The 24,410-nt window shown below is 47.1% G+C and carries 20 protein-coding genes; 11 read left to right on the forward strand and 9 right to left on the reverse strand.

Annotation, left to right across the window (positions count from 1 at the left end; translation table 11 throughout):
- Positions 1-5: 5 nt before the first annotated feature.
- The gene (locus BMY78_RS01555) at positions 6-188 is read left to right on the forward strand and encodes a hypothetical protein (protein ID WP_024632483.1); all 183 of its coding nucleotides are present in this window, start codon (positions 6-8) and stop codon (positions 186-188) included.
- 182 nt (positions 189-370) lie between these two features.
- Here BMY78_RS01555 and BMY78_RS01560 read toward each other — a convergent pair whose 3' ends face one another.
- Entirely contained in the window at positions 371-1,021 is a 651-nt protein-coding gene (locus BMY78_RS01560) for a peptidylprolyl isomerase (protein WP_090894034.1), read from the reverse strand.
- 257 nt (positions 1,022-1,278) lie between these two features.
- Between BMY78_RS01560 and BMY78_RS01565 the strand changes: the two genes are divergently transcribed.
- On the forward strand, positions 1,279-2,490 hold the full coding sequence (locus BMY78_RS01565; protein WP_076290204.1) for an MFS transporter: 1,212 nt from the start codon (positions 1,279-1,281) through the stop codon (positions 2,488-2,490).
- Between the two features lie 174 nt (positions 2,491-2,664).
- Here BMY78_RS01565 and BMY78_RS01570 read toward each other — a convergent pair whose 3' ends face one another.
- The 3 genes from BMY78_RS01570 to BMY78_RS32700 all read right to left on the reverse strand — a co-directional run bounded on the left by BMY78_RS01570 (position 2,665) and on the right by BMY78_RS32700 (position 3,633).
- A complete protein-coding gene (locus BMY78_RS01570; RefSeq protein WP_090894038.1) occupies positions 2,665-2,859 on the reverse strand; it encodes a hypothetical protein in 195 nt (64 codons plus the stop codon).
- Positions 2,860-2,897: 38 nt separating this feature from the next.
- Complete coding sequence (locus tag BMY78_RS01575; protein ID WP_090894040.1) at positions 2,898-3,275, reverse strand: hypothetical protein; 378 nt, start codon at positions 3,273-3,275, stop codon at positions 2,898-2,900.
- A 196-nt stretch (positions 3,276-3,471) separates the two neighbouring features.
- Positions 3,472-3,633, reverse strand: a complete 162-nt coding sequence (locus BMY78_RS32700) for a hypothetical protein (protein ID WP_017690239.1) — start codon at positions 3,631-3,633, stop codon at positions 3,472-3,474.
- Positions 3,634-3,779: 146 nt separating this feature from the next.
- On the opposite strand from BMY78_RS32700, the gene BMY78_RS01580 reads away from it, so the two are divergent.
- Positions 3,780-4,061 carry a hypothetical protein gene (locus tag BMY78_RS01580; RefSeq protein ID WP_063564602.1) on the forward strand — a complete coding sequence of 94 codons (282 nt, stop codon included), beginning with the start codon at positions 3,780-3,782 and terminating at the stop codon, positions 4,059-4,061.
- 163 nt (positions 4,062-4,224) lie between these two features.
- Positions 4,225-6,126 (forward strand): sensor histidine kinase, encoded by a 1,902-nt coding sequence (locus tag BMY78_RS01585; RefSeq protein WP_090894042.1) that lies wholly within the window; start codon positions 4,225-4,227, stop codon positions 6,124-6,126.
- A 77-nt stretch (positions 6,127-6,203) separates the two neighbouring features.
- Here BMY78_RS01585 and BMY78_RS01590 read toward each other — a convergent pair whose 3' ends face one another.
- On the reverse strand, positions 6,204-6,446 hold the full coding sequence (locus BMY78_RS01590) for an NHLP leader peptide family RiPP precursor (protein WP_090894046.1): 243 nt from the start codon (positions 6,444-6,446) through the stop codon (positions 6,204-6,206).
- A gap of 54 nt (positions 6,447-6,500) precedes the next feature.
- The gene (locus tag BMY78_RS01595) at positions 6,501-7,448 is read right to left on the reverse strand and encodes a hypothetical protein (protein WP_090894049.1); all 948 of its coding nucleotides are present in this window, start codon (positions 7,446-7,448) and stop codon (positions 6,501-6,503) included.
- Positions 7,449-7,668: 220 nt separating this feature from the next.
- Between BMY78_RS01595 and BMY78_RS01600 the strand changes: the two genes are divergently transcribed.
- Positions 7,669-8,403 (forward strand): hypothetical protein, encoded by a 735-nt coding sequence (locus BMY78_RS01600; RefSeq protein WP_090894051.1) that lies wholly within the window; start codon positions 7,669-7,671, stop codon positions 8,401-8,403.
- Positions 8,404-8,453: 50 nt separating this feature from the next.
- Here BMY78_RS01600 and BMY78_RS01605 read toward each other — a convergent pair whose 3' ends face one another.
- Positions 8,454-9,704 carry an acyltransferase gene (locus BMY78_RS01605; protein ID WP_090894053.1) on the reverse strand — a complete coding sequence of 417 codons (1,251 nt, stop codon included), beginning with the start codon at positions 9,702-9,704 and terminating at the stop codon, positions 8,454-8,456.
- 170 nt (positions 9,705-9,874) lie between these two features.
- On the reverse strand, positions 9,875-10,864 hold the full coding sequence (locus BMY78_RS01610) for an LCP family protein (RefSeq protein ID WP_090894055.1): 990 nt from the start codon (positions 10,862-10,864) through the stop codon (positions 9,875-9,877).
- Between the two features lie 182 nt (positions 10,865-11,046).
- Here BMY78_RS01610 and BMY78_RS01615 point away from each other — a divergent pair, with 182 nt between their 5' ends.
- The 5 genes from BMY78_RS01615 to BMY78_RS01635 all read left to right on the forward strand — a co-directional run bounded on the left by BMY78_RS01615 (position 11,047) and on the right by BMY78_RS01635 (position 21,427).
- Complete coding sequence (locus tag BMY78_RS01615) at positions 11,047-11,598, forward strand: undecaprenyl-diphosphatase (protein ID WP_090894057.1); 552 nt, start codon at positions 11,047-11,049, stop codon at positions 11,596-11,598.
- Positions 11,599-11,810: 212 nt separating this feature from the next.
- Positions 11,811-13,547, forward strand: a complete 1,737-nt coding sequence (locus BMY78_RS01620; RefSeq protein WP_090894059.1) for a methyl-accepting chemotaxis protein — start codon at positions 11,811-11,813, stop codon at positions 13,545-13,547.
- Positions 13,548-13,876: 329 nt separating this feature from the next.
- Complete coding sequence (locus BMY78_RS01625) at positions 13,877-16,870, forward strand: glycoside hydrolase family 9 protein (RefSeq protein WP_090901876.1); 2,994 nt, start codon at positions 13,877-13,879, stop codon at positions 16,868-16,870.
- A gap of 77 nt (positions 16,871-16,947) precedes the next feature.
- Positions 16,948-20,223, forward strand: a complete 3,276-nt coding sequence (locus BMY78_RS01630) for a glycoside hydrolase family 48 protein (protein ID WP_090894061.1) — start codon at positions 16,948-16,950, stop codon at positions 20,221-20,223.
- A 424-nt stretch (positions 20,224-20,647) separates the two neighbouring features.
- Positions 20,648-21,427: a C40 family peptidase gene (locus tag BMY78_RS01635; RefSeq protein WP_090894063.1), complete on the forward strand. Its 780-nt coding sequence runs from the start codon at positions 20,648-20,650 to the stop codon at positions 21,425-21,427.
- 87 nt (positions 21,428-21,514) lie between these two features.
- Here BMY78_RS01635 and BMY78_RS01640 read toward each other — a convergent pair whose 3' ends face one another.
- Positions 21,515-22,420, reverse strand: a complete 906-nt coding sequence (locus BMY78_RS01640; protein ID WP_371129145.1) for an ArsR/SmtB family transcription factor — start codon at positions 22,418-22,420, stop codon at positions 21,515-21,517.
- Positions 22,421-22,602: 182 nt separating this feature from the next.
- Between BMY78_RS01640 and BMY78_RS01645 the strand changes: the two genes are divergently transcribed.
- Entirely contained in the window at positions 22,603-24,108 is a 1,506-nt protein-coding gene (locus BMY78_RS01645) for an arabinosylfuranosidase ArfA (RefSeq protein WP_090894068.1), read from the forward strand.
- Positions 24,109-24,410 lie beyond the last annotated feature (302 nt).

The raw sequence follows: 24,410 nt of genomic DNA on the forward strand, positions 1-24,410 counted from the left end.
GACGAATGAAAACGGGTATAAATTCATATATTATTACCGATACTGCGACTATTCCCTGGAGAAAGGAGTCGTTGTTCGTGGAAGTAAACCGTAGTTTACTGAAAGGGCTTGCATGGGGTGTTGCTTTCAGCTGTCCGCTATGGATTGCGATCATCGGTTGGTTGCGTTTGATGGGATGGATGTATTGAAATCAGCGGGTTGCAGAGCTGCTGCATATAGAGTTGTGCCAGAAGAGGGCATTTTTTATAAAGTCATTCGTGTAAACGCTAACATTGAATAAAGCTCTGCCTTGCGTGCATACGCAGGACAGAGCTTTTGTTTGTCTTACAGGTTGTGAATCAAGATGAATTACTAAGATCCGTTTCAAAGTTTAAGGCATTTTTACCGGTTCAGGATATTCCAGACCGTGGGTGTCCACAGTGACCTTTTTCATCACCTGATCGGTAACAGGTTTGTCTTTTTCGCCTATTTCCTGAGCAGCGATTCCATCAACGACGTCCATACCTTCTGTCACTTTACCGAATGTGGCATAGGCATTATCCAGGTAATCAGCATCTGCTAACATGATGAAAAACTGGGAGCCTGCGGAGTCCAGATTATCAGATTCGCGCGCCATGGAGATGACCCCACGCGTATGATTCAGGTGGTTTTTGTGACCGTTGGATGTGAATTCACCTTTGATCGCATAACCCGGGCCGCCTGTTCCGTTTCCGTTTGGATCACCACCCTGAATCATGAAGCCTGGGATAACACGGTGAAAGATCAACCCATCATAGAAACCTTTATTCGCCAATGAAATGAAATTGTACACGGTATTGGGCGCAATTTCGGGATATAGCTCAATGACGATTTTCTGACCGTCTTGCATTTCAATTGTGGCCACTGGATTTGGCCCTTCGGGTGCAGCCGGGACCGGTGTTTCCGTCGCGCCACTTGAAGGGCGCCCACAACCACTAATGACGATAAGCAGCATCGCTAGAACCAGCGACATAGCTGTTGTTTTTTTCCACCGAAAAGACATGAGAACGTTCCCCCTTGCATCTCTGCATAAAATGTTTAGTCCGAATTATTGTCGGATAATTCCTCAACTATCATACCGTTTTTGCGGACAAGATGGCAATGCAAGGCAGGATATTGTGGGCGATAAGGGATGGTGTAAATGCTTACAGAGGTGTAAAATAAGGAAAATGCTTCCGCAGTCAGGGACGTACGGGTCTGTTCCGTCCGCTCCAATACACGGCAGTCCCGGCGTCAGTAACGGAAAGGGCGTGCGGGTATATGGACTTCTCGTGGAAGCGTAATCTGGTGATTTTGTGGATTGGTGTATTTTTTTGCAGCACCGCTTATTCAATCTCCATCCCATTTCTGCCTTTGTTTCTGAGTGGCGATCTGGGCGTTCGTGATCACCTGGAGTTCTGGTCCGGGCTTGCCTTTGGCATTACATTTCTGGCAAGTGCGCTGGTGTCTCCCTTCTGGGGATCGCTGGCTGACAAATACGGGCGCAAGCCAATGCTGATCCGGTCGGGATACAGCCTTGCGGTTTTGTATTTGATCAATTATTTTGTGCAGGACCCCTATTCACTAATCGTGGTTCGTTTGTTTCAGGGATTGCTCGCGGGGTTTGTTCCGGCGGCGATTGCACTGGTCGGTACCAATACACCGGAAGAGAAGACAGGGTATGCACTTGGTATCATGTCTACAGCCGGGGCAACAGGAGGGATAATCGGCCCGTTAATTGGCGGGGTGGTAAGCCACTATTATGGCAACCGCAATGCGTTTTTATTTTCCAGCATCGTTGTATTGGTCTCGGCGTTGATCGCAACCTTCTGGGTCAAAGAAGAGAATTTTAACCGGAACAAGGCACGTTCTCATGTGATGGACGACATACGCGAAGCCAGGGCCAATCGATTGTTTATTACGGTGCTTGGCATGATGGGTATATGTACCTTCTCCGTGATGATTCTGGAGCCATTATTGACCGTATACGTGATGGAAATGGGCATTCAGCCCGATCGTGCTTCTCTCAGCTCAGGGATAATTTTCTCTGCGGTTGGTGTAGCTACGGTCATTATGGCGCCGCGCTGGGGTAAAATCGGTTCGCGAATCGGGTATGGGAAAGTACTGATCATTGGCCTCGTTGGAGGGGCGATTGGTAACCTGCTGCAGTTTTTCACTACAGGTTATATTGGATTCGGCATATTGCGTTTTGTATATGGATTGTTCTTTGCTGCGGTGTTCCCGGCGATTAATGCAATGATTGTGCAAGTGACCGAACCTGGCTTCCGGGGAAGAGCATTCAGCCTGAATCAATCAGCTTCCCAGATCGGTACGATGGCGGGGCCGATAATTGGTGGTGTTCTTGGTGGCTGGCTGCCGATTCGGTGGATTTTTATCATCAATGGAGTAGCGCTTCTGATTACCGCCATTGTGGCGAAATGGTCCCGACTGGAGGAGAAGTTGCCCGGCTCGGGCAAACCTTTGGCGAAGTAATTAAAAACGCCAAAATATGAAATGGCTATTGGGATAGTAGAAAAGGGATGGCACCGTAAAGCTACGGTAGCCATCTCTTTTTCAGGATAAGTCTTTTACCAGGAAGATAAAAGCAAAAAGAAACCTCTTGACCAAGAGGTTTCCTTATATTCTCATTGGATCTGTAATGCGTTCCTATTCATCTGAGGATGAATCTTTTCGGGAAACGTTTTCCTTCGGGATTGCATGTTCAACAGCATCAAGCTGATCCTCATCCGCTAGGGCATCCGGAAAGGAATCTTCCGTAAACAATCCAAAATTCGGATCAATATCCCGTTCGGTTACCAGATTGTCGGGCTCATGTACTTGTCGCTTGTGATCATCCTTCATCGTGTCTGCACCTCCTAATTCAGGCTGTGACATGAGGATTAACGCCGAGGTGGAATATTATTCTCCGGTTTGGCGTCCGCCCCTGCGCCGTTTAGCAAGTCCGTCCCATGAAGGGCATTGGGGTCGGGTGCGGCGGGATCAACCGGACTATTGGGTTGGATAAGATCAGCATCAGGTACGGATTCGAGTGCAGGCTCTGCTGTCCGTGACTCCAATTCCGGTTCTTGTGTAGTCGCTGCCAGAGGCGGATTCACTGTATCGACTGTTTCCTCTGTTTCGATGCGTCTTCCCGTAACTTCATCAAAAGTGTCTATGTCACCTTCAGGCACTTCGGTTTCCAGTGGAATATCACGTGACCTCTGATACCGGTCGTAGTAGCGTTCGCTCTCTTCATTGCTAATCGGTCTGTCTGACATCAATAACACTCCCTTTAAGTGGATTATATTTAATGGTTTTTTTGACGGGGTAGTTATGTTGAAAAGGTTATTATTCGTTGTTACCCAAAGGGCTAACGTTGTAATCTCGCACCCATTAGGATTCCCTTGTGTTCCCCAAATATGAATATAAGATGAAAGTGAACGATGTACGGATTACAGATTCAATCTATATACTTTAAAACTTGGGAAATACATATTTGACCAGAAAGTACAGGAATCCAAAGAAAATAATGATATAAGCCGCATACTTGATAAACGTGGAAGCGACCATACTTGAATCCGATTTGTGTTGGACATCCTTATGCTCTACCTCTACCGTTCTGTGTGGCTCATTCATTTGAATCATCTCCTCAAGGGTAATTGTTTGCTTTGAGGAACCATTACACCCGGAAGGCACGATTGAATCGCTCAGGTCAGTTTTACAGCTTTTCATCTTTGGCCTATGTTATGATAAAACATGGATATATGAGGGAGGGATTCCAATTGGATTGGTTTACGCTAGGCAATATGATCACTCAAATCCGAATCGGGCAAAAAGCGTCTACGCCTGGGTTTTCCCGTACCGTTATACGCCGCCCGGACGGGCTGTTCTGGGTAGGCGGGATATGGTCAGGACAGATTGTCCAGTTGCGGGATTATCTTTTCTCGGATATATGGACGATCTATGACGATGAGGAAACGGAGCAGTGGCTGGAATATCGCACGAAGATTGAACAGAAAGAGCGCGAAATGATTGAGAACCAGTTCGAGGATCTGCGCGGATAATGGAGAAAACACTCGGATTCTATCAATAAAATGGAAATAAAACTATAAATCTACTAAAATGTGAATTTTCATTTCCCCACAAGAAGGTGACACGTTAAACTGTGGCGAATGATAAATGAGAGAACTTGGGAATAGAGAAAATAAGAACTTTGAGGTGCTGTGAATGAAAAATGTGCCCAAAGCTATCATCATCTTATGGATAAGTATGTTGAATATTCTCTGCTTGCCGCATGGTTTCGTCTCAGCGAATGCAGGAGAAGTTGACAGACCTGTATCCATTACGGGATGGGAAGTAAAGTGGGGGAATGTACACGATCAGGGATTCATCAGTGAGGTTCAAGGTTCGGAGGAGATCTGGGAGAAGCAAGGTGCAGAAAGGCTGGAATACAGCAGTGTAGAAGCTCCTTCGGGTTCCATGTGGACTCGTGTGACCATTCCTAAAATAACCGAAGATAGCTCGGCAATCCGTTTTGAAAATATTAAAGGGAACCACATTGTGATCTATCTGGACGATCGTAAGGTGTACGAGAATTATCATTACAATTATGACAACAATGCTGTGCTGTTACCCTTATCGAGAGAGAATTCAGATAGTAAACTGTATATATGGTCCGAGAATGAGAAAGGCAGACTTGGCATCTACGGAACGGTTCAGGTCGGGCCTTATGCTACATTACAGGAAAAGTATATTCACAATGGACTGCTTGATGTGATATTGGGAGCGACCTTTGTATTCACGGCGCTTACGATGCTGAGCTGCACATTTTTCCTGGGCAAATTCCATAAAGGGTTGTGGATTTCGCTATGTATCGTGATGGGTTCAATCGGAACGATGATTATCACTTATTCACAGTTTTTATATACGTTCTACCAGGTTTATGGTAATCTCTATTCCGTATTGTTTGACCTGGCTATGCTGATGGGCATGCCTGCACTCTGTTATTTTTTTGAACAAATTATCGGACCAGGTCGTTATGGCATCTTTACCAAACTAAGAAAATTCCAATTCATCTATTCTATAGTAGCTGTGGCTGCCCTGATGATTGATTTTATTTCAGGCGGTCAATGGGACATGCTCTATAGTTTGCTGGTTCAGAATGTAATTGGATTCGTTCTCGTGATCCTGTTGAGCATCTTAATGATCGGCACCATCGCCAAAGCGCTTCAACGGAGCCGGGAAGCTCTTTTGCTGGCTACGGGATTCGGCACATTTGCCTTAATCAGTGTTGCTGAACTTCTGTGGTATTACCAGCGTAATGGAACATATCATCTGATATGGTGGAAATGGTCCATGGTTGCTTTTATTATCTCACTTATTGCCATACTGGGAAGCCGATTTGCTGAAAAACATACCAAAGTGCTTGAATATTCGAAAGAGTTGGAATTGTTCAATAATGAATTGCAGCGATCCGAGAAAATGGAGATCATTAGCGAACTGGCGGCGTCGGTTGCTCATGAGGTTCGTAATCCGCTGCAGGTGACGCGAGGATTCCTTCAGCTCATGACAGAGCAGGAAGACAACAAAAACAAGGGGTATGTGCGGATTGCTCTGGAGGAACTTGATCGGGCTTCCGGCATTATTACCGACTTCCTCACGTTTGCCAAACCGGAGTTCGATCATATTGTCTCTCTCAATATCGCGGATGAATTTGATCATATTGAAGGTATTCTTGTACCGATGGCTAATCTGGAAGGCGGCAAAATAACAACTGACATTCCACCAGATCTATGGATTAGAGGGAACTCTTCCAAGTTCAAACAGGCTTTTATTAATATTATTAAGAATAGTATAGAAGCGCTGCAAGGAGAGGGTCAGATTGATATTTGGGCTTATGCCCAAGATGGGGTCATCAAGGTACATGTTAGGGATAACGGTGAAGGCATGGATGAGGAAGCGCTGGTACGGCTTGGGGAGCCTTATTTCTCGAATAAAATCAAGGGCACAGGCCTTGGCATGATGGTGACTTTCCGGATCGTTGAAGCCATGCATGGGCAGATCAGCTTTACAAGTACAAAAGGAGTAGGAACAGAAGCCGTTGTATCTTTTGCCGCGTTCGTCGAATGACGAGTGGCAGAAGTGTACGATGGCTTTTTTGTTCGCTACCCCTTGTGTCGTTCCATTACATATTCAATTGAATCCGTTTAGCTTCTCCACGGTCCGCAATTTACGTCATAATTCACTTTGGCTGGATTGGGAGGAATCACGAGAACGTAGTCGTTCTGTTGTTCTTCAACGGTACGGACTTGAATGTGTTCAGGAATATCAATGCCAAATGCTTCGCGAAGCGCTTGCTTCGGGTTGGAGTGCAGTTGTTGTCTGAAGTGCTCATCGGTCCAGGCCTTTTCAATAATATCCTCGTGCAACGTTTTCTCTGATACCATCATCGTCAACATTCCCTTCATATTTAAAATTCAACTGTACCAGCTCTTCTTTTCTGATTAGGACAAATGTTGTTTCTCGCTGATCCAGTAATGAAACCCGCCTTGAAAAAGCATTTTTTTGTGTTGTTCAATGTCCTGAACAGTTTGTCCCAGAATGCCGCATAAGTAAGAATTAAACGCTTCGAGATGCGTAATTCCCGAGTTAGAAGATGTTAGTCTGATGTTATATTGCTGAGCAATGTCTACATAGGAGTTCATCAATTGAGTATTGTATACATTATCATGTATACGTTCGCTTACCGGATGAACCGGGTAGTTGTGTTCCAGTGCTGCGGATATGTGGGAGAGGAAGCTGTTGTAATTTCCATGCACAGCATCTTGTTTCGTGTCTGTGAAGTCATCTGTCATCTGGAGGGTCATCAGTGCAATGTTGACGGCAGAACATACTGGAGTGATGCGATGCTCCTGTTCCAGAAGAAGGAGTGAGCCAGCAGCTCCAAGCTGAAGTGGGGCGGCTTTTTGGGCGATGAATAGCGGGCTTCTCTTGAAATAATCGATGGTGTTCTCACCGTTGACGCTCATGGCCCAATCCTCCACATACTGTCTGAAATACGTCCAGAACGGGGAAGAAAGACTGAATAGCTCTGAATAGGCACAGATCGCATCCACGTAGTAAAGATTACCCAGTGATAATTTCAGTGTCACATCTTCTGGCTGTTCGTCCATAACCTCATCCTGATTCAGAAAATATAGCATATGCAGGAGACAAGCCGTACTCAGTTTGTGTGCCTTCTCTGGAGGCAAACCATCCGAGAGTTGCATCCACAAAGGAATAATGTAGCCAATGTAGCTGTGACCCGAATCTCGTAACAACGGATTGACCAAATGAAGTTGTTCTAGTGCATGTTCTGACATTGGTTCAGGATATTTCTGTACCAGCTGCTCTGCTGCAGCGAACACCACCTCCACATCGGATCTAAACGGATCAAACCATTCTCTCCGCATCGTTTGGTTACGCCCTTCCCATAATAAAGTGATTAAGGACTATTCGACTAGATCATGAAGTTACTTCCAGTATACCGGAAATGAATTGAAAAAAATAGGAGTTTTTGTGATGAATTGTGAAAAAAACAATGACATTTTGTATTTTTATGGCATAAAAAAGCGGAGGTTAGGCTCAAACTAAGAGAGCACAGGATTTTGACATATGAAAGGAAGAAGAAAAATGAAATGCAAATGGAAAAAATGGATGGCAGTCGGACTGGCAGCCGTATTTATAACAGCATCAACCGGCTATACAGCATCCGCTGATCCAAATGGATCTATTGAGGATCAAGTAGCGGCACCATCCTCCTCCACAAACCAGACCAAGCCATGCATGCAAGCAGGTCATGGCCTGTTTATGATAGGAGAAACGGCAGACCTGCTCGGTATTGGGCTCCGTGATTTAAAAGAACAGATGGAGCTTGGCAAAACGTTGACTCAGATTGCCAAGGAGCGCAAGGGACTTAGTGAGGCACAATTGTTAGAGAAGCTGAAGCCTTCGCTTTCTCAGCGAGTGGATAAAGCAGCGGAAGAAGGCTGTCTCACGAAAGAGCAGGCAGCAGCAGCCAAAGCAGGGATGGATACGAAGCTGAAGAAGGTAATCAACACACCACTGCGGGAATTAAGACGTGAGTTCGCTCACCATGGCAACAGACGTCCAATGATGGACAAGGGTGCTATTGCCCGCTTTATCGGCATCACTCCGGAGCAGCTCCATCAGCAGCTCCAGAGCGGGAAGTCACTTGCTGAGATTGCTCAGTCAAAAGGCATCAGTGAAACGCAGCTGGTAGACAAGCTGAAGGAGCAGTTGACGGGTGACCTGAAAAGGTTCGTTAATCAGAAGGGCCATACACATCAAGCTCCTGGTCCTCACGAACCTGTACCTGGTCGATCCGCTTCCACAGAAGTGAAGTGAAAAAGAGCGTCTTCCACGAAGGGAGACGCCTTTTCTATATTCAACCAGGATTAGCTAGTTTCCGGACTGCGATTTGCGCTGACTGAAGGATTACGCTCGGATGAACTTGTTCTGCTCGCAGAAACAGTATCATGCAAACGGGAACCCGGGCGTTTCTTCCGCTGTAATCCGATGGTAAAGCGAGAACCAGGAAGCTGGGAAAGTCCCCAACTGATTGCAAGAGACGTTGCTACGGTGACCAGAAACGAAAGCAATGTAACCGGTAGGTGCCATCCAGTTAGTGTAAGTGGCCGGGTGATATACGCGATGCAGTAGATCACCAGTGCATGAACCAGATAGCCACCAAACGAATATCGCCCAATCCATGTCAGGAGACGCTGAAATGGTGTATCTTTGCCTCGCAGAAGTACAAGGAACCCATAGAACATGAACATCTGGGCCATGATGATGATGAATGTTGTTGGCTTCAGATAGGTTGATATATTGAGGTTAACGACATCGTCCGATCCCCGCAGCACGTCATATCCAAGCCAGATGTACATGCCGATAAACAGACAGACCATCCAGGGCAATGCCTTTGCAGTCCAACTTCTCCAGCTATCCACTGACCAGGCACAGACTGCGCCAAGCAAAAAGTAAAACCAGTACATAACCCATGAATAGGAGCGATACTGCAGCAAACCCGACCAGGGTTGGGGTAAGGAAGCTGCCCATCCACCCATATTGTAGTAGGACCATTTCATAAGCACCGTGTATAATGCCATCCCAATGAGAATCAGCGTGATGACGGATTGCATTGGGGTGAAACGTGTAACTTTTTCAATACGTCTCTGAATGAACTTGGCTCCCGCAAGAAACAGGGGAAACAGAATATAGAACTGAAACACCATAATAACAAACCAAAGATGATATCCCGTCTGGGGGAGGAACAGTTCACGAACAAGACTATGGAAATCCGGCATACCCGAAAGCCAGAACTCGGGCGTGAATATCCGGACAAACAACCAATAGATGAACGTCCATACCACAAAGGGCACATAGATATCTCCAAACCGCTTACGGATAAAACGGGGGTAATCCGGTTTGGTGCGACTGTGATGATAGAACAGCATTACACCGGACAGAAAGACAAATGTCGGCGTACCAAAACGAGTCAGATGATAAATCATGGTCAGCATGACGGAATCAGGTTGTTCAATATCGGTGCGATATATATATTCCGCGATGTTATGCTGCATCACAATGGCGAGAAAGGCAAGGCCGCGCAGTTGTGTCCATTCCACGATTCGCGGTTTATTCACGTGTATTCCTCCTTCGTGTAACCGGAATTCATCATTTAAGGGTACCTGTTGAACATTAAGGCTGCATTAAATGGGGAAAAAAGGTACAAAAAAAGATGGCGGCTGCCATCTTTTTAATCAAAGTTATCATTTCGAATTACGATACCATCTTCGTTTTCTTTCCGTTCCATTTAGTTTAAGTCTTGTGCTTTCGCTGATTCATCCTCTGAAGATTTTGCATCTTCCTCGAACAAATTCTGAATGTATGATTGGAGTTTCGGTTTATTTACACCGAGTACCTGGGCAGAACCTGCAAGCTCATTGGTAAGCAGCTTGTTAGGAGGGATCTGCTGTTTATCGATTTCATTCACGTTAATATCAAATCCGAGCGAAGCCAATTTCAACATCTGCGTTGGACTGAGGTCTGTCTCGATATATGGAGCGACAGCTTCCAATATTTCAGGAATTTTGAAGAGTGAAGTGGTGCTTTGCATCTTTTTGGCCAGCTCAGTCATGAAAATCCGTTGCCGTTCGGTACGCGTAAAGTCTGATGTGGCATCATGCCGAAACCGTACATATTGGAGGGCAGTCTTACCGTCCATATGCTGAAGTCCTTTTTTGAGATCAATATCGTACATATGTTTATCTGCTTTACTGGTGTAATACATGTCTTTCTCCACATCAATATCGATCCCGTCTACAGCATCAACCAGCGCCATGAATCCGACAAAATCAGTATACACGTAGTGCTGGATAGGAATGCCGAGCAAGTCACCTACCGTTTGTTTGGTTAATTCCGCTCCGCCGTAGGAGAAGGCCGCGTTGAGTCTGCTCTTGCCATGTCCCGGAATATCAACGTATGTATCACGCAGAACAGAGAAGAGATGGGCTTTCTTGGATAAAGGATCAATGGAAGCGACCATAACCGAATCTGAACGACCGGCATCCTCCCCTCTGGTGTCACCGCCAAGCAGCAAAATGTTAACTCGTTCCTTCCCTTCCCATTTGGGAACAGGGGTGGTTGGGGTGTCCGTATTTTGGTTTGTGTCAGAAGTGGAAGTCTCGGAAGCGGTTGAGATGCTATTGGCAAAATGAACAATCGAGTATCCGTAATATACAATAACGCCGGCTATGGCAAGTGCCAGGGTTAGGGATGTCCCCCATAACCATTTCTTAAGCATAATCTTCACCTTTCTATGAATGAACTATTATGTAACCCAAACTAGTTTAACAAAAAGTAAGAGAAATGTCCTCTTTGATTTCGAAAGTTCGGTTATCAGGCGACATGTTTGACAAATAGTTAGTGTATATTTATTATGTAAAAAATAATCGCGTTTTGTGTAATGGAGGTATTAAACACTTTATGAATCAATCTGTATTTAATTGGATCAACCAGTTTGCAGACCGAATTCCGTTTCTGGACTGGTTTATGATTACATCAGCTGAATATGCGGTTTGGGTAATGATAGGGCTTCTTGTGATTGTGTGGTTTCTTGGCGATCCTTCGAAGCAACGAATTGTGTTTTATGCGTGTGTAGCTTCGATCGTAGCACTTGGTCTGGCAAAATGGGGAATTTCACCTGTGGTAGGTCATCCAAGGCCGTTCATGGAAGGCACGGTGAATCAACTGGTTCCGCATGTGCCAGATCCATCTTTTCCAAGCAAACATGCTTCCTTTGTATTCGCGCTTGCTGCGGCTTCGTTTTTTATCGGGCGCCGCTTCGGAGGATGGATGCTGTTGCTTGCTGTGCTGACAGGAGTGTCGCGTGTCTATGTAGGTGTACATTATCCCGGGGATATTCTGGGCGGATTCATTCTGGGAAGCCTGGTCAGTGTAATCTTGATTGCTACGCGTAATTATACCAAGTCGATTCCCGATTTCTTCATTAAGATTCACCAGCGGGTTTTCCGTTAGAAACGGTTGAATATAGCAGGTATCAGAAGAGAAGTTTCAGATATGAAAACTTTAAGTCTTTGAGGAGCCAAAGACTTAAGGTTTTTTTGTGTTTATTTCGAAGTTAACTGAAATTTTAAAAATTGAATTCCGATATCTACAATTCATGACGAAAGGTGTCGATATATTATAAATATGTAGTAGTTTATGCACTAAGTTGAGGAGTGGGGAATATGGAAGGTACGCGGGGAAGCGTGATGGGGAAGCTTAGATTTACAATTCGTATGAAATTATTGACCGGATTTTTAATGGTAGTGGGGTTGTTAGCTTTTGTCAGCATTTATGCGCTGACTCAAATCCATGATATGTCTAACAAAGCCGATGATGTGGACAAGACATGGATGCCCAGCGTATCTCTGTTGGGCCAGATGAATGGTGATATTTCCGATGTGGAACGCCTTGCGCTCGCAGTCATTGTGGAACAGGACAAAAATGAAACTGCCAAGTTGAACGAGGCTTTGAATCAGCTTCTTAGCAAGATAGAAGATGAACGAAAACAATTGTTAACTTTCATAAATAGCAATGAAGGGGCAATGAAACTTTACAATGAGTTTAGCACCAACTATGAGGCATATCTGGCAAAGATGCCTGCATTCATTGAACTAGGATTGAAAAACGATTATAACGAGGCCAGTAAACTGCACACAGAGGCTTATTCATTGTGGTATACAGCCAACGATTCCATTGTCAAATTGATTGAAATGGGGAATCAAGGGTCAGATCAAGCTACGAATGGATCGGTTGAGACCGCCGAAAGAGCATTTAATATTATTTTAGGAGTAACCATTGTTGCTTTCCTGATTGCCATGTTTATCGCCTTCTTCATTGCAAGCATCATCTCACGTCCAATTCAGAAGATGAATGCAGCAGCGATGTTGATTGCTAATGGTGACTTGACCAGTGAGAAGATTGTTCTCAAGAACAAGGATGAGCTGGGAACGCTGGCCGATTCCTTCAATGTGATGACTGGCAACCTGCGGGAGATGATTCAATCCGTATCGATGACATCCGAACAGGTAGCCGCTTCCTCGGAAGAACTTCTCGCGAGTGCAGAGCAGAATACAAGGGCGTCAGAACAGATCTCCGAGACGGTTGAGGAATTGGCTGTAGGGACATCGGATCAAGTAGATATGGTGAAACGTTCTTCACAGGCGATGAGTGAGATGGCTCTGGGTTCGGAACAGATTGCTGAGCTTGCTCAAAGTGTATCCGTGTCTGCCGTTGATGCAGCAAATCAGTCTGCAGAAGGAAATATGATTATTCAGCAGGCAGTTGAACAGATGGGATCTGTACGCAATTCCATTGCATCACTGACAGAACTGGTTACAGGGCTGGGAGAGCGTTCCGCAGAGATTGGTACCATTACCGAGGTTATCAACAATATTGCTCGTCAGACCAACCTTCTTGCATTGAATGCAGCGATTGAAGCGGCACGAGCAGGAGAGCATGGCAGAGGTTTTGCTGTTGTTGCCGGAGAAGTGCGTAAGCTGGCCGAGGAATCCTCTGAATCTGCTCAAAAAATTACGGATCTCGTGCAATTGATTCAGAAGGATACAGATCATGCCGTGCAGGCTGTGAAAGTAAATAGCAATGAAACAGAGGCAGGCATTGAGATTGTAACCGCGGCGGGACAAGCCTTTGAACAGATTTCGAATGCAGTGAACAAGGTCGCTGGTGAAATCCAGGAAGTATCGGCAGGTTCGGAGGAAATGTCTGCAAGTACGAGTGAAGTGGTAGGGTATGTGGGTCAGATCTCCAACATTGCGGGAGAAGCAGCAGGTGGGGTACATAATGTATCTGCCGCAACCCAGCAGCAGCTGGCTTCGATGGAAGAGATTGCTTCATCTGCAGGCTCATTGTCCAAAATGGCTGAAGAGTTGCAGGAGCAAATCAACAAATTCAGAGTGTAAACGATCCGAAAGAAGGATATTCAGATTGGATAAAGGCTTGATCATAATTTAGTCTGTAGCACGGGGTATACGAAATATCTAGGCTGTTTCTCATATTGCATTCATGCGATATGAGGGGCAGTCTTTTTTGTCATATCACTACCCAAACATGTCACAACAATGTTATTTCAGAAGTCACCAGCGCTGATATTGCAACTGGAACAAAAGGATATAATGGTAATTAATGGTGGAAATACATGGAGTTACACCATAGAAGGGAGCGGGTTATTTCATCAGTGTAATTGAAGAATGACGAGACGACTATTGCCAAAGGAGATGAATGGTTGAAGATGAAGGGAAGCTGGTGGAGACGAATCGCTATTCTTGCGTTATCGGCAGGGCTACTGGCAGGAAGTACATCCATACAGGCATGGAATGGAAAGGCAGATGCGGCTGCCGGGAATCATAACTATGCGGAAGCATTGCAGAAGGCGGTTTATTTCTATGAAACACAGCGTTCAGGGAAATTGCCGGAAGACAATCGGGTGGAATGGCGTGGTGATTCCGGATTAAATGACGGAGCGGATGTTGGGGTTGATTTGACCGGAGGGTGGTACGATGCTGGAGATCATGTGAAATTTGGTCTGCCTATGGCCTATTCGGCTACGATGTTAGCTTGGTCTGTTGTGGAATACCGTGAGGGATACGAGCAGGCAGGGCAACTGGAGGAGATTAAGGATAACTTGAGATGGGCCACAGACTATTTTGTGAAAGCGCATACGAAACCAAATGAATTATGGGGACAGGTTGGAGCAGGCAATACAGACCATGCCTGGTGGGGACCGGCTGAAGTGATGCAGATGAACCGTCCTGCTTATAAGATCGATGCATCCTGTCCGGGAAGTGAACTTGCGGGAGAAACCGCAGCGGCACTCGCTTCTTCATCCATTGTGTTCCGTGACAGTGACCCGGCTTATGCCAACAAACTGCTTCAGCATGCCAAGGAGTTGTACAGCTTCGGTGATACGTATCGAGGCAAATACTCGGATTGCATTACAGATGCTCAATCGTTCTACAATTCATGGACAGGTTACTATGATGAACTTGCCTGGGCTGCAACATGGTTATATATGGCGACAAATGATAGCGCTTACTTGTCCAAAGCGATTGCTACGGCGAATTTGTGGCAGGCGGATGGACAGAACGGGAATTGGGCCTACACATGGACCCAAGGCTGGGATGACAAACATTACGGAGCCCAGATTCTGCTCGCTCGCATTACGTCGAGCCTGAACATGCCAGAAGCGACGCGGTTCATTCAATCCACGGAGCGCAATCTGGATTATTGGTCTGTAGGCACGAATGGACAACGGATCAAGTATACACCGGGCGGGCTTGCCTGGCTTGATACATGGGGATCGCTCCGCTATGCAGCGAATGCATCCTTTATTGCTTTTGTGTACTCTGACTGGGTCAGTGATCCGGTGAAGAAAGCGAGGTATCAGGACTTTGCCGTTTCACAAATGAACTATATCCTGGGGGATAATCCTCGCCAGAGCAGCTATGTGGTCGGTTATGGTCAGAATTCGCCTAAACACCCACATCACCGAACCTCCCACAGTTCATGGATGAATTCTGAAAATACACCATCAGAGCACCGTCACACGTTGTACGGAGCGATGGTTGGTGGACCGGATGAGACGGATGCCTATACCGATTCCATTGGTGACTATGTCAGCAATGAGGTGGCAACCGATTACAATGCAGGCTTTACAGGCGCGTTAGCCAAGATGAATCTGTTATTTGGCCAAAATGATCAGCCCATCGCGAATTTTCCGGCTCCAGAAGTGAAGACGGATGAGTTCTTTGTCGAAGCTGCCGTGAAGGCATCCGGTTCAAATTACACGGAAATCAAGGCTCAACTGAACAATCGTTCGGGCTGGCCTGCGCGGATGGGGGATAAATTGTCTTTTCGCTATTTCGTGGATCTGAGTGAAGTTTACGCTGCAGGATATACCGTATCTGATGTCAAGGTTACAACCGAATACGCCGAGGGCGCTACCGTATCCCAACCGCTTGTGGTTGATGCGGCGAAACGAATCTACGCTGTTACTGCGGACTTTACGGGAACCAAGATCTATCCAGGCGGGGAAGGACATTATCGCAAAGAGGTCCAGTTCCGCATTACCGGCCCGCAAGGCGCCTGGAATGCGAATAACGATCATTCATTCCAGGGCTTGGGCACAGGCAATGTGACGAAGAGCGTATATCTCCCAGTCTACGATGCGGGAATACGGATATACGGTCAGGAACCTGGTGTCACACCGGTCGTCATGCCTGCTGCACCTTCGGGGGTGCAGGCTGTATCGGGGAATGCTCAGGTAATCCTGAACTGGGCAGCATCACCGGGGGCAGAATCGTATACCGTGAAGCGTGCCGAGGTAAATGGGGGTCCATATACTTCTGTAGCGACAGGCTTACATGGCTTGACGTATACGAACACGGGGCTCACGAACGGGAAGACCTATTATTATGTGGTGACGGCTGTTAACTCAGCCGGGGAATCGCCCGAATCTGCACAAGCCACTGCCACGCCGCAGGCTGGAACATCGTTGCCTGGCGCACTGACGTTAAGCGGTACAGCAGGGAACGCCCAGTCGATTTTGACCTGGACGGCAGCCACGGGAGCTGAGACTTATAAGGTACAGCGCTCCGTTGGGGGCGGCGCATATGCCGATGTGGCAACTGGATTGGCAGTGTTGAATTATATCGATACCACCGCGGTAAATGGCACGCCGTACAGTTATCGGATCGCCGCCGTGAATGCGAGTGGACAGACGTTGTCCAATATCGTGACGTTGACACCGAGTGCGCCTCCGGCAACGACGGGCACGCTTGAGGTGCAGTATCGTAACGGAGGGTCAGGTGCGTCCGGCAATGCGGTGACTCCGCAGTTTAATCTGAAAAACACAGGAACGCAGGAGATTGATCTGAGTACCGTGAAGCTCCGCTACTATTTTACCAAGGATGGTGCAGGGGATCTGACCTTCTGGTGTGATTATGCCCAGATCGGCACAGCCAATGTTGAAGGCAAATTTGTCACGGTGACTCCGGCAACGGGTACAGCGGATACGTATCTGGAGATCAGCTTCAAATCCGGGGCTGGCAGCCTGGCTGCCGGAGCGGAGACGGGTGTGATCCAGGGGCGCTTTTCCAAGAATAATTGGAGTAATTTTGATCAGAGCAACGACTATTCCTATGATGCAACCAAGACGGCCTTTGCTGCCTGGGATCACGTAACTGGGTTTCAGGGAGGGACGAAAGTCTGGGGCATGGAGCCGTAACCTAAAAGGGAGTTTAACAGCATGCGCAGACCCAAAGTAATTCAAATTGAATTTCACCATTCCAGGGAGGTAAGTACATGTTGAAATCAGCTGCGAAAAAAAGTTTGACGGCCATGCTTGCAGGGACTGTAATGTTGACCGGATACTCCGGGTTATGGGCGGGCCCCCAAACGGCTTATGCCGAAGAGCAGACCATTGATGCTCAGGCGGATGGGATAAACGAAGCTCGATTTTTGCAATTGTATGATCAGCTGAAAGATCCGGCGAACGGTTATTTCTCTCCAGAAGGCCTTCCCTATCATTCCATTGAAACGCTGATGAGCGAGGCACCGGATTATGGACACATGACAACATCCGAGGCATATAGCTACTGGCTCTGGCTGGAAACAATGTATGGTCACTATACGGGAGATTGGTCTCAACTGGAAGCGGCTTGGGACAGCATGGAGAAATATATTATCCCGGTCAACGAAGGTGACGGGAAGGAAGAGCAGCCTACGATGAGCTCATACAACCCGAACAGCCCTGCTACCTATGCGGCGGAAAAACCTTTCCCGGACCAATATCCATCGCCACTTAATGGTCAATATGCAGCGGGTAAAGACCCAATTGATACCGAACTCAAGGCGACCTATGGTGACAATCAGACTTATCTCATGCACTGGCTGGTCGATGTGGATGATTGGTATGGATATGGCAACTTGCTGAATCCATCGCATACGGCTACCTATGTGAACACGTTCCAGCGTGGGGAGCAGGAGTCTGTGTGGGAAGCCATCCCGCATCCATCCCAGGATGATAAATCCTTTGGTAAGGCAAACGAAGGCTTCATGAGCTTGTTCACAAAGGAAAATCAGACACCGTCAGCGCAATGGCGTTACACGAACGCAACGGATGCCGATGCGCGTGCTATACAGGTGCTGTATTGGGCGAAGGAGATGGGATACAACAATACGGAATATCTGGATAAGGCGAAGAAAATGGGGGACTATCTTCGCTATGGCATGTATGATAAATACTTCCAAAAGATTGGAAGTGCCAAGAACGGTACACCAACTCCGGGTACAGGCAAGGATTCCAACATGTATCTCATGGCCTGGTATACGTCATGGGGCGGCGGCTTGGGTCAAGGTGGGGATTGGGCTTGGCGGATTGGAGCGAGTCATACCCATCAGGCATATCAAAATCCGGTGGCAGCCTATGCCTTGTCTGATCCGGCTGGCGGCTTGATTCCGAAATCAGCAACAGCCAAAGCAGATTGGAATGCTACGCTGAAACGTCAGCTTGAATTCTACACTTGGCTACAATCTCATGAAGGAGCTATCGGCGGGGGAGCAACCAACAGTATAGGCGGTTCATATGCAGCTTATCCGGCAGGAACAAGCACATTCTATGACATGGCCTATCAAGAAGCACCAGTATATCGTGACCCGGATTCCAACACCTGGTTTGGATTCCAGGCATGGCCGCTGGAGCGCGTGGCGGAGATGTATTACATTTTGGCCGAAAGCGGGGACCTCAGCTCCGAGAACTTCCAGATGGCCAAAAAAGTCATTACCAAGTGGGTCGACTGGGCCAAGGATTATGTGTTCGTTGATGAGCGTCCAGTGACGGATGCAGAAGGATATTATCTGAACGCGGCAGGTCAACGGATTCTTGGCGGTACCAATGTACAGGTTGCGACTACACCTGCACCGGGCGAATTCTGGATTCCAGGCAGCCAGGAATGGCAGGGGCAACCGGACAAATGGAACGGGTTCAGTTCCTTTACGAACAATCCTAATTTCCATGTGATAACCAAAGATCCTGCTCAGGATACAGGCGTGCTAGGAAGTTATATCAAAACCCTGACGTTCTTTGCAGCGGGAACTCAAGCCGAAGGTGGCGTACTCAGTGCCAAAGGTCAGGCAGCCAAAGATATGGCAGAGAAACTGTTGAACACGGCGTGGGATTACAATGATGGTGTGGGGATTGTGACCGAGGAAGTACGTAAAGACTACTTCCGCTTCTTCGCCAAAGAGATTTATATTCCGGCGAACTGGACGGGAACCTTCGGACAGGGTAACACGATACCGGGTACAGCCGGCGTACCTTCTGACCCGGCCAAGGGTGGTAATGGCGTATACATTGGTTATTCTGACCTGCGTCCAGCCATCAAGCAAGATCCGGCATGGGCTTATCTGGATAATCTGTACAAAACGTCTTATAATCCAACAACAAAAAAATGGGAAAATGGCGCACCAACCTTTACGTATCACCGTTTCTGGTCACAGGTGGATATGGCTACCGCGTATGGCGAATTTGATCGTCTCCTAGGTGACGCAGGAGGCCCAGGGGTCCAAGTGCCAGCAGCTCCGGCCGGTCTGACAGCTGCAGCAGGCAGTGAGCAGGTTGTTCTGAACTGGACCGCATCCACGGGTGCAGCTTCTTACACGGTAAAACGTGCAGAGGTGAACGGTGGCCCGTATACTTCCATAGCAACAGGGGTTACCGGTTCGACCTTCACGGATACAGGACTGACGAATGGAAAAACGTACTATTATGTATTGACGGCAGTGAATACTGCTGGTGAATCTGCACCTTCTGCTCAAGCCTCTGCAACACCGCAAGCGGGAACTTCCATACCGGGCGTGTTAACCCTTACGGGAACGGCAGGCGATAGTCAGGCTGTGCTGACATGGACCGCATCGACCGGAGCTGCAAGTTACAAGGTACAACGCTCGGTAGCAGGTGGAGCCTACGCCGATCTGGCTGCAGGTCTGACGGCACTGACATACACGGATGCCACGGCAGTGAACGGTACTGCATACAATTACCGAGTGGTGGCAGTGAATGCAAGCGGGCAGACCTTGTCCAATGTAGTGACGGTGACACCAACAGCGCCTCCTGTAACAACAGGTGCACTTGAAGTGCAATATCGCAATGGCGGTTCAGGGACGTCAGGCAATGCGGTGACCCCGCAGTTCAATATCAAGAACACAGGCACGACAGCAGTAGATCTGAGTCAGGTGAAGGTGCGGTATTACTTTACGAAGGATAGTGCATCCGATCTGAGTTTCTGGTGTGATTACGCTCAGGTTGGAAGCGCCAACGTTGAAGCTCAATTTGTGACGGTAGATCCGGCCAAAGGCACAGCGGATACGTATCTGGAGATTGGTTTTAAATCCGAAGCAGGCAGTCTGGCTGCGGGAGCAGAGACGGGAATTATCCAAGGTCGCTTCTCGAAGAACAACTGGACGAATTTTGATCAGACCAATGACTATTCCTTCGATGCGACCAAAACGGCCTTCAGCGCCTGGAATAAAGTGACCGCTTATATTGGCGGAGTCAATGCTTGGGGTATTGAGCCATAATTAATTCATATTGAAACGAGTATAGCCGGGGAGATATCTCCGGCTTTTTTGTGATGATTTTAGGAGTATAGGTTTGGATAATCGAGAAATGAATCATAGTAATATTTACCAAATATAGAATTTAAATATTAAAATATAGGTCATATGTCGCATGTCCCAAGTGATGATGGGTTTAGGCCTCATTTCTGCGTAAAACGAAGCACAGCAAATAGTTACAATAATTTAACCTTTGAAAAAGAAGAGATTTGCGGCAGTTTTAGCCAACGGGTGTGAGAAGTTTCCCTGATTCTTAGTGCTCAAGCCTGCCTGATTGAATACAGGACTTTGGACTGATGATCGTTATGGACAGCCCGTTTTACAATGGGGCAAGCCCGGCGAATGAGGCCAGGTTAAAATTCTGTAACATCAGGGGGAACACGACATCATGAACTGGAAAAGCAAGATCATTACTGCAAGTGTAACAGCAACGATGCTGATGGGAAGTCTGACAACAGGAGCATTAACGACACCTGCATCGGCAGCCGCAGTTGAAAATTCAAAAGTTAAAGTCATCTGGGGAGTAAATTTGCGTACGTCACCATCTTCTTCCGCAAGCATTGTTCGTTTGGTGCCAAAAGGGGAGACCATTACGGTACTGCAAAAATCCGGATCAGGCTGGTATAAAGTTACGGACTCCGGTAAGCGGACAGGATACATATCTTCTTCTTCAAAATATACACAAGCCGTGAAAGGCAACACGACAACAGGAAGTTCAGTTACAGGCAGTGCTTCTGTAGAGAAAGTCATAGCGGCTGGCATGAAGTATTGGGGAACGCCTTATGAATTTGGGGCAAGTCGTAACAGTACGGCTACGTTTGATTGCTCAAGCTTTGTCCGCCAGGCATTTATCGATGCACTTGGAATCAAGCTTCCATCCGATTCGCGTAAACAAGGTGCTTATGTGAAAGCCAACGGTACCGTTCAGACCAATTGGAAAAATCTGAAGCGTGGTGACCTGATGTACTTTATGTCCTACAAAGGCAGTTCGGCTTCATCGTATTCTAGTGTTAACAAATCCACTGCTACGATTACCCACACGGGAATTTATCTGGGTGACGGCAAAATACTGCACACCTATTCCAACGCTGGCGGCGGTGTAACGATTAGTGATATCTCCGGCAAACATTGGGAGTACCGTTTCCTGTTTGGTGGAAGTGCACTTTAAGTTCCAGCATGCTTATTAAATAATGACCACATATAGAACCTTCCATCTCTGCCTATACGGGGGATGGAAGGTTCTTTTTGTTGTTTATTAGTCCTGGTAGTACAGACGGAACAGAATATCCTGATCATAGTTGCCGAATCCTTGACCATACAACGTCAGCCCGCCCACATGCTGCGCATCTTCCTCCACGGAGAGGCGCAATGTCCACTGATTACGTTCCACGGGAATATCGGCAAGCGTAACTTCGGACATATGCTGTCCATCAATAAATGTGCCTTCATGGGTGATCCGCAGCACCTTGAGCATGCCATATTGATTGACACTGTCGCTCCACCAATCCGGGGTAAACATGCCTCGTCCATTTCCCGAATCTCCAGGACTTGTCCATTCACCGAGTCGAATACCATTGAGCATGAATGTAATATCCGAAGGCCAGTTCGGGTTGACCGAAGGGGCCTCTGAACCTATCTCAAGTGACAATTCAATGGCACTGATCTGTTGGCCTAACAAGATATAGTTTGGAATTTTGTATTCCACGAAGCCGCGTCCAAACCAGAGAATATGGGCATGCATTCGCTCGGGATCCAGAAAATAGCGTGGATCATCATACTGTCCAATGACGTGATCGGATGTAGCCAGTCCACAAGTTGGATACACATCAAAATGGGTGTAATGCCCGACTGGGATTGCTACTTCATGAAGCTTGCGGGTGGTGCCCGTTTCCTGTGGCATGGAGATGCCAATCCAGTCGACAGCGAGGCTGTTCATTTTGTGCGTGCCGCCATCCTTGCGAATCATTTTGGATTGAATGATGCCCACATCCTGAAGCTTGCGAACATGCATGGTTACGATTGCACTGCTCAGGCCGAGTGATGCCGCAATGTCCTTCACGTTCATTGGGGTCTCCGCGACAAGCCTGATAATCTGCAGACGGACTTCACTCGCGAGTGCTTCGTAAAGGGGCAGCCATTCTGCATCGGTATTTGCTCTAATCACATCTGTTCCTCCATTTTTGATTTATAGAATTAAGTTAAACATAAATCCAGTCAAAAGAATAACATTTTGCAAAATTCAGGTTGAAATTGCTGCCATAATCGATTTTAATATAAATATGAACGTTGATCCATAGATTATCAATTAATTTTTATATTAATCTTAGGGAGCTGAACTTCACGATGGAAAAAGCAAAAATGACGGTAGACAAGGATTTCACAGTTGGCGTAGTTGATAAACGTTTATACGGTTCATTTATTGAACATCTGGGACGTGCCGTATACGGTGGAATATATGAGCCAGGTCATCCTACAGCGAATGAAGCGGGCTTCCGTGGTGATGTGCTGGAGATGGTTAAGGAGCTGCAGGTTCCGATTGTGCGGTATCCTGGCGGTAACTTTGTATCCGGTTACAACTGGGAAGATTCGGTTGGGCCTGTATCTGAACGCAAACGCAGACTGGAACTAGCCTGGAGAACAATCGAGACCAATGAATTCGGGTTTAACGAATTTGTGGATTGGTCCAAACAGGCGAATTCGGAAGTGATGATGGCCGTCAACTTGGGAACACGGGGTGTAGACGCAGCCCGCAACATCGTGGAGTACAGCAATCATCCGGAAGGTTCCTATTATAGTGATTTGCGTATTAAACATGGATACAAAGAGCCTCATGCCATCAAAACCTGGTGCCTAGGCAACGAAATGGACGGTCCGTGGCAGATTGGTCACAAAACAGCAGAAGAGTATGGACGGATTGCACTTGAAGCGGCAAAAGTGATGAAGTGGACAGACCCGACGATTGAGCTGGTCGCTTGCGGAAGTTCATCCCTCGGTATGCCATCCTTCCCGGAATGGGAAGCAACTGTGCTGGATCATACGTATGATCATGTTGAATATCTGTCGCTTCACCAGTATTACGGTAATGCTGAGCAGGATACGCCAACATTCCTTGCGCGTTCCCTTGAGATGGATCGTTTTATTGAGACGGTAAAAGCGACCTGTGATTATATCAAAGCGAAGAAGCGCAGCAAGAAGACGATGTTCCTTTCCTTTGATGAATGGAATGTCTGGTACCACTCCAATGAAAGTGACAAGAAGTTGGACCCATGGCAGATTGCTCCGCCACAGCTGGAGGACGTATACAACCATGAAGATGCACTGCTTGTGGGCTGTATGCTGATCAGCATGCTGAAACATGCGGACCGAGTCAAGATGGCATGTCTGGCGCAGCTCGTCAACGTGATCGCTCCAATCATGACGGATAATGGCGGTGCTGCATGGAGACAGACGATTTTCTATCCGTTCATGCATGCTTCCGTGTTCGGACGTGGAACAGCACTTGTGCCGTTGATTCAGTCACCGAAATATGATACCAAACAAATTACGGATGTTCCTTATCTGGAGGGCATTGCGGTGCATAACGAGGAGCAGGGTGAAGTAACTGTGTTTGCCGTGAACCGTCATCTGGAAGAATCACTTCCGCTTGAAGTGGATCTGCGCAGCTTTGGGAAGTGCCGCTTGATTGAGCATATTGTGCTGGAAAGTGATGATCTAAAAGCAGCCAATACCGCAGCACAGCCGAATCGTGTTGCTCCGCATAATCGTGGTGATGCAGAAGTATCAGATACACTGATCACGGCAAGCCTGGCCAAAGCTTCGTGGAACGTAATCCGATTGAAAGTCCAATAGTAGATCAGGAAGATTCATGCGGGTTGCACCGGGAATAAAGGGAACAACGGAACACAGGGCACTCCGATGGCAGAATGATCCCGTATTTCTGTGATCTTAATAAGAAAAAAGGCTGGATGCGAGTTTATACGCATCCAGCCTTTTTTCGTGATATAAAAACGTGTACTATTTCGCCATATAGAGTGTCCCGGGTTCCTTAGATGTTTGGACAAACAGCAACCCTAGACAGTTAACTAACATTGTTCGCTAAACTTTGGAATTCCGATGAAATATTCAAAACAGGCAGTCCCTTATATTCGCGC

This window comes from Paenibacillus sp. OK076 (genome assembly GCF_900110055.1).
In the GTDB taxonomy this organism is placed as follows: Bacteria; Bacillota; Bacilli; order Paenibacillales; family Paenibacillaceae; genus Paenibacillus.

What these genes read in the sequence shown, in the direction of transcription:
- BMY78_RS01610 (WP_090894055.1), bottom strand. Translation starts at nt 10,864, where the DNA reads ATGCTTAAGAAATGGTTATGGGGGACATCCCTAACCCTGGCACTTGCC.
- BMY78_RS01565 (WP_076290204.1), top strand. Translation starts at nt 1,279, where the DNA reads ATGGACTTCTCGTGGAAGCGTAATCTGGTGATTTTGTGGATTGGTGTA.
- BMY78_RS01560 (WP_090894034.1), bottom strand. Translation starts at nt 1,021, where the DNA reads ATGTCTTTTCGGTGGAAAAAAACAACAGCTATGTCGCTGGTTCTAGCG.
- BMY78_RS01590 (WP_090894046.1), bottom strand. Translation starts at nt 6,446, where the DNA reads ATGATGGTATCAGAGAAAACGTTGCACGAGGATATTATTGAAAAGGCC.
- BMY78_RS32700 (WP_017690239.1), bottom strand. Translation starts at nt 3,633, where the DNA reads ATGAATGAGCCACACAGAACGGTAGAGGTAGAGCATAAGGATGTCCAA.
- BMY78_RS01625 (WP_090901876.1), top strand. Translation starts at nt 13,877, where the DNA reads ATGAAGGGAAGCTGGTGGAGACGAATCGCTATTCTTGCGTTATCGGCA.
- BMY78_RS01570 (WP_090894038.1), bottom strand. Translation starts at nt 2,859, where the DNA reads ATGAAGGATGATCACAAGCGACAAGTACATGAGCCCGACAATCTGGTA.
- BMY78_RS01615 (WP_090894057.1), top strand. Translation starts at nt 11,047, where the DNA reads ATGAATCAATCTGTATTTAATTGGATCAACCAGTTTGCAGACCGAATT.
- BMY78_RS01620 (WP_090894059.1), top strand. Translation starts at nt 11,811, where the DNA reads ATGGAAGGTACGCGGGGAAGCGTGATGGGGAAGCTTAGATTTACAATT.
- BMY78_RS01575 (WP_090894040.1), bottom strand. Translation starts at nt 3,275, where the DNA reads ATGTCAGACAGACCGATTAGCAATGAAGAGAGCGAACGCTACTACGAC.
- BMY78_RS01630 (WP_090894061.1), top strand. Translation starts at nt 16,948, where the DNA reads ATGTTGAAATCAGCTGCGAAAAAAAGTTTGACGGCCATGCTTGCAGGG.
- BMY78_RS01635 (WP_090894063.1), top strand. Translation starts at nt 20,648, where the DNA reads ATGAACTGGAAAAGCAAGATCATTACTGCAAGTGTAACAGCAACGATG.
- BMY78_RS01595 (WP_090894049.1), bottom strand. Translation starts at nt 7,448, where the DNA reads ATGCGGAGAGAATGGTTTGATCCGTTTAGATCCGATGTGGAGGTGGTG.
- BMY78_RS01600 (WP_090894051.1), top strand. Translation starts at nt 7,669, where the DNA reads ATGAAATGCAAATGGAAAAAATGGATGGCAGTCGGACTGGCAGCCGTA.
- BMY78_RS01585 (WP_090894042.1), top strand. Translation starts at nt 4,225, where the DNA reads ATGAAAAATGTGCCCAAAGCTATCATCATCTTATGGATAAGTATGTTG.
- BMY78_RS01555 (WP_024632483.1), top strand. Translation starts at nt 6, where the DNA reads ATGAAAACGGGTATAAATTCATATATTATTACCGATACTGCGACTATT.
- BMY78_RS01645 (WP_090894068.1), top strand. Translation starts at nt 22,603, where the DNA reads ATGGAAAAAGCAAAAATGACGGTAGACAAGGATTTCACAGTTGGCGTA.